We start from the raw sequence: 4,904 nt of genomic DNA on the forward strand, positions 1-4,904 counted from the left end.
CCCGAGGTCCCTCAGCCCCGGGTGTGTCAGCCCCGGGTCTGTCAGTCCGTGGGCTGTCGTGCGTGCCGGAGGGGAGGGTGGTGAGCTGCCAGTGGGTGCCGTCGAAGACCGCAGCCGAGACCTCGGTGTGGAAGCGGATTTTTCCCCTGACGCCGTATTTGTCGGCACACCGGGCGAGATAGCCAAGGATCTCGGGCTGGCCGGGGTAGCGGCGGGTCCACGAGGCGTACTTCTCGAAGGAGAAGGAGTACAGATGGGAGGGGATGTCACAACCCGCGCCCGGATAGCTGTTGTCGCGCCACGTGCCGCCGACCTCTCCGGCCTTCTCGAACACGGTGTAGGAGGTGATGCCCGCGCGTTCGAGCTGGATCGCCATGCAGAGCCCGCCGAATCCCGCACCGATGATCGCGATCCTAGGTGACATATCGCCCTCCGCGTCAGGATCCACTTACATTACGCCGAACCCTGTTCGGACGACACCCCCGCCACAACACGCCTGACGCCCCCGTCCGGGCCGGTAGTCTGCGCAGCGTGACGCTGGCAGAAGTGATCGGAACCCTTGAAACGGCCTACCCGCCCGCCACCGCCGAGTCCTGGGACGCGGTCGGCCTGGTCTGCGGCGACCCCGCGCTGGAGGTGCGGAAAGTCCTGTTCGCGGTGGATCCGGTGGCGGTGGTCGCAGAGGAGGCCATCGCGTGGGGAGCCGATCTGATCGTCACCCATCACCCTCTCTACCTGCGCGGCACCACGAGCGTCGCCGCCACCACCCCCAAGGGACGCCTGGTCCATACCCTCATCAAGCACGACATAGCCCTCTACACCGCTCACACCAATGCCGACGTCGCCAACCCCGGCGTATCCGACGCGCTGGCGCGGGCCGTGGGCCTGACCGGCGACCTCGTGCCGCTGCGTCCCTTCCCCGACGACCCCTGGCGCGGCCTGGGCCGGATCGGCACGCTGCCGTCCCCCGTCCCGCTGGGCGACTTCGCCGAGCGGGCGGCCGAGGGCCTGCCCAAGACGTCCTGGGGTATCCGGGTGGCGGGGGATCTGTCCCGTCCCGTCTCGCGCGTCGCCGTCAGCGGGGGCGCGGGCGACTCCCTCCTCGGTACGGCCCGCGCCGCCGGAGTCGACGTCTTCCTGACCGCCGATCTGCGGCACCACCCGGCCAGCGAGTTCATGGAGGCCGACGGCCCGGCGCTCATCGACGCAGCCCACTGGGCCACCGAATGGCCATGGCTGGACAGCGCCGCGTCCATCCTGGCCTCGAGTGGCGTTAACGTTGAGACGCGCGTCTCCGCCACGGTCACCGATGCTTGGACAAGAGGATATTGATCATGAAAGCAGCCCCTGAAGCACAGAAGCGACTGCTCGACCTGGCAGAGCTCGACTCCGCGGCCGACCGGCTGGCCCACCGCCGGCGCACTCTGCCCGAGCTGGCCGAGATCGACGAGCAGACCAAGCGGTTCGCCAAGCTCTCCACCGACGTGATCGAGGCCGAGACCGAGGCGGGCGACCTCGCGCGCGAGCAGACCAAGGCCGAGGCGGACGTCGACACCGTGCGCACCCGCTCCGAGCGCGACCAGAAGCGCCTCGACTCCGGCGCCGTGACCTCCCCCAAGGACCTGGCCAGCCTGCAGTCCGAGATCACCTCGCTGCACCGCCGCCAGGGTGACCTGGAAGAGGTCGTCCTGGAGATCATGGAACGCCGTGAGGCCGCCGACGCCAAGGTCGTCGACCTGGTCGCCCAGCGCGACGCCCTCGCCTCCACCCGCAGCACCGCCGAGGACCGCCGCGACGCCGCGCTCGGCGAGATCGACAAGGACGCCGCCGACGTGCAGCAGCGCCGCGGTGACGTGGTCGCGGACATCCCCGCCGACCTGATGACCCTCTACACCAAGCTCAAGGGTCAGTACGGCGTCGCCGCCGCCATGCTCTACCGGGGCCAGTGCCAGGGCTGCAAGGTGTCGCTGTCCATCGCCGAGATGAACCGCATCAAGGCCGCCCCCCACGACGAGGTCCTGCGCTGCGACGAGTGCCGCAGGATCCTGGTCCGCACACCAGAGTCGGGCCTGTGACCTCGTACATCATCGAAGCCGACGGCGGCTCACGGGGCAACCCGGGCCCCGCGGGCTACGGCGCCGTCGTCCTCGACGCCGCCGACCGCCAGGTGCTGGCCGAGACCGCCGAGGCGATCGGCGTCACCACCAACAACGTGGCCGAGTACCGCGGCCTGATCGCCGGGCTGACCGAAGTGCTGCGGCTGGGCGGCGAGGGCGCCGCGGTGGCGGTGCGCATGGACTCCAAGCTGGTCGTCGAGCAGATGGCCGGCAACTGGAAGATCAAGAACGAGGGGTTGCGCCCGCTGGCCCTGGAAGCCAACCGGCTGGCCGGGCGGCTACGGGTGACCGAGTGGACCTGGATCCCCCGGGAACGCAACAAACACGCCGACCGCCTGGCCAACGAGGCCATGGACGCCGCCGCCAAGGGCCTCCCCTGGCACCAGACCACCCCCGACCACGGCAACCCCGAAGGCTCGACCACCACAGCCCGCGAAGACCACGGCGGACCCGAAACCGCGACGGCCGCACCGCGCGAAGACCGCGGCGGAGTCGGCAAGCAGGGCGATCTGCCCACGGCCTCTGCCGGCCGGCGCGGATCCGGCGAGCCGGGCAGCGGAGCCGGTGAGCCGGGCGCCCCCGATATCGGCCGAGACGCCGCCGGGCAGACGGAGCTGTTCGTGGATGGCGGTGCGGCGACCGGGCGAGTGGCGCGCAAGACGCCGTCTCCCAGCGCGGACCTGTCGGCGCCGTCGGCCTCCACCGCCGCCCGGCAGACCAGGGCCAAGGGGTCGGGATGGGGTGATGCCACCCGCGTCGCCACCTCCCTGCTGTTGCTGCGGCACGGCGAGACCCCGCTGTCGGTGGAGCGGCGCTTCTCCGGTCTGGGCGACGCCGAGCTCACCGCCAACGGCCTGGCCCAGGCAGCGGCGGCCGCCGAGAGGTTGTCGCGGGAGCCGTACCGGCTGGATGTGGTGGTGAGCTCGCCGCTCAAGCGCGCCCGGCAGACCGCGGAGGCGGTCGCGGCCCGTGCGGGGCTCGGCGTGGAGGTGGACGAAGACCTCAGAGAGACCGATTTCGGCGCGTGGGAGGGGCACACGTTCACCGAGATCCAGCGGCGCTGGCCCGAGGAACTGGCCGCGTGGCTGGCCGAGCCGTCGGTGGCGCCGCCGGACGGCGAGAGCTTCGCCGAGGCCGGCCGCCGGGTGCAGCGCGTCAGGGACCGCCTGGTCAAGCAGCATCTGGGCAAGACGGTCCTGGTCGTGTCGCATGTGACGCCGATCAAGATGTTGCTGAGGTTCGCGTTGATGGCGCCGCCGGCGGCGTTGTACCGGATGCATCTCGACCTGGCCTGCCTGAGCCTCGTCGACTATTACGCGGACGGCAACGCGGTGGTGAAGGCGTTCAACGACACCGCGCACCTGCGCTGAATCCCCGGTGGCCAGGGAGTGATAACCTCGCTGCCAGACGAGCCGGCCGGGCGGCCGCGTCGGGCCCGCGAGGGTCCGCCGAGGAAGGTCCGGGCTCCACAGGGCAGGGTGGTCGGTAACGCCGACCCGGGGTGACCCGCGGGACAGTGCCACAGAAAACAGACCGCCTCCCCTTTCGGGGAGGTAAGGGTGAAACGGTGGTGTAAGAGACCACCAGCGCCCACGGTGACGTGGGCGGCTCGGTAAACCCCACCTGGAGCAAGGTCAAGAAGGGCGTCTCGCGAGAGGCGCCCGCGCGCGGCGTTCGAGGGCTGCCCGCCCGAGCCGCGCGGGTAGACCGCTTGAGGCCGCCGGCAACGGCGGCCCTAGATGGATGGTCGCCCCCTCACCAGAGGGACAAAACCCGGCCTACAGGCCGGCTCGTCACTCGTTCCCTCTCTGACCAGGGAGAGAATGGGAGCACCTCAAGATCAGGGCACATCTAGGGCACACTCAGCGCTGAGCCGAACGCCTTGTCCAGCGCTTCCCTGGCTCTGGAGGACGCCTCAGGGACGAGGTGCCCGTAGAGGTCTACGGTCGTGGTGATGGACTCATGGCCGAGCCACCTGGACACCTCGGAGATCGGGACTCCGGAGGCCAGTGCAGTGCTCGCGAACGTGTGACGCAGATCGTGGAACGTCGTGTCCGACATCAGTCCGGCCGCCTTGACTGCGGGCTTCCAGATGTTGGCGTTGAAGTAGTCGCGCCGGATCAGGTTGTGCCGCAGCGCCGTACGGAAGACGACGTCAGGCGGATCGTAGAGCGCGATGTGCTCCTTCAAGGCAGCAGCCACGAACGCGGGCATGGGCACCTCGCGCACGGACGCCGGGCTCTTGGGCGTCCCGAGCATGGGCCGGCTCTTGATGACGACCACCTGCTGGTCAACCGTGATCATGCCCTCCACGAAGTCGACCCGGTCCCTGGCCAGCCCGAAGGCCTCTCCCTGTCGAAGGCCGGAACCCGCTCCGACCAGGACGAGAGCGCGATACTCCGGGAGCATGGCCCGGTACAGCGCCGCGACCTGGTCAGTACTCAGGAGCCGGATAGTGGTCTTGCTCACGTACGGCAGGCGGATGTCCACGCATGGCGTCTTACGGATCAACTCATCTCGGACAGCCCCACGCATGATGCTGGCGAAGATGGTGTAGATGGTCCCGATCGTTCGAGGTGCCAGCCCCTGAACCTGGAGCCCTTTCACCCACGCTTGGACGGCGGTCGGTCGGATGCTGCCTACTCCGACCTTGCCGAACGTCGGATTGATGTGGTTGTTGACGACGATGGCATGGAGTTGCCCCGGTTCGATAGACACATCAGGGCTTGCGACTACGCGGCAGCATAGTTGAGGTCTTGGGTGTTCTTGTGCGCGTGTCGGCGTTCG

The 4,904-nt window shown here is 69.4% G+C and carries 5 protein-coding genes and 1 other RNA gene; 4 read left to right on the forward strand and 2 right to left on the reverse strand.

The features are described 5' to 3' along the window. Positions 1-424 (reverse strand): flavin-containing monooxygenase (locus tag HNR40_RS50130; protein ID WP_184974927.1); only part of this gene is annotated, 424 nt, incomplete at its 3' end. A 107-nt stretch (positions 425-531) separates the two neighbouring features. On the opposite strand from HNR40_RS50130, the gene HNR40_RS50135 reads away from it, so the two are divergent. The 4 genes from HNR40_RS50135 to rnpB all read left to right on the forward strand — a co-directional run bounded on the left by HNR40_RS50135 (position 532) and on the right by rnpB (position 3,914). Then, positions 532-1,332 carry a Nif3-like dinuclear metal center hexameric protein gene (locus HNR40_RS50135; protein WP_184974930.1) on the forward strand — a complete coding sequence of 267 codons (801 nt, stop codon included), beginning with the start codon at positions 532-534 and terminating at the stop codon, positions 1,330-1,332. 2 nt (positions 1,333-1,334) lie between these two features. Next, positions 1,335-2,075, forward strand: a complete 741-nt coding sequence (locus HNR40_RS50140) for a zinc ribbon domain-containing protein (RefSeq protein WP_184974933.1) — start codon at positions 1,335-1,337, stop codon at positions 2,073-2,075. After that, positions 2,072-3,487 (forward strand): bifunctional RNase H/acid phosphatase, encoded by a 1,416-nt coding sequence (locus HNR40_RS50145; RefSeq protein WP_184974936.1) that lies wholly within the window; start codon positions 2,072-2,074, stop codon positions 3,485-3,487. Before HNR40_RS50140 ends, HNR40_RS50145 begins: the two co-directional genes overlap by 4 nt. Positions 3,488-3,525: 38 nt before the next feature. Beyond that, positions 3,526-3,914, forward strand: an RNA gene (rnpB, locus tag HNR40_RS50150) — RNase P RNA component class A. A 54-nt stretch (positions 3,915-3,968) separates the two neighbouring features. Here rnpB and HNR40_RS50155 read toward each other — a convergent pair. Further along, positions 3,969-4,607 carry a tyrosine-type recombinase/integrase gene (locus HNR40_RS50155; RefSeq protein ID WP_184974939.1) on the reverse strand — a complete coding sequence of 213 codons (639 nt, stop codon included), beginning with the start codon at positions 4,605-4,607 and terminating at the stop codon, positions 3,969-3,971. Between the last annotated feature and the right edge of the window lie 297 nt (positions 4,608-4,904).

This window comes from Nonomuraea endophytica, assembly GCF_014203235.1.
Taxonomy (GTDB): Bacteria; Actinomycetota; Actinomycetes; order Streptosporangiales; family Streptosporangiaceae; genus Nonomuraea; species Nonomuraea endophytica.

Excerpts from the sequence above, each read along its gene's own strand:
- HNR40_RS50140 (WP_184974933.1), top strand. The coding sequence starts at position 1,335 with ATGAAAGCAGCCCCTGAAGCACAGAAGCGACTGCTCGACCTGGCAGAG.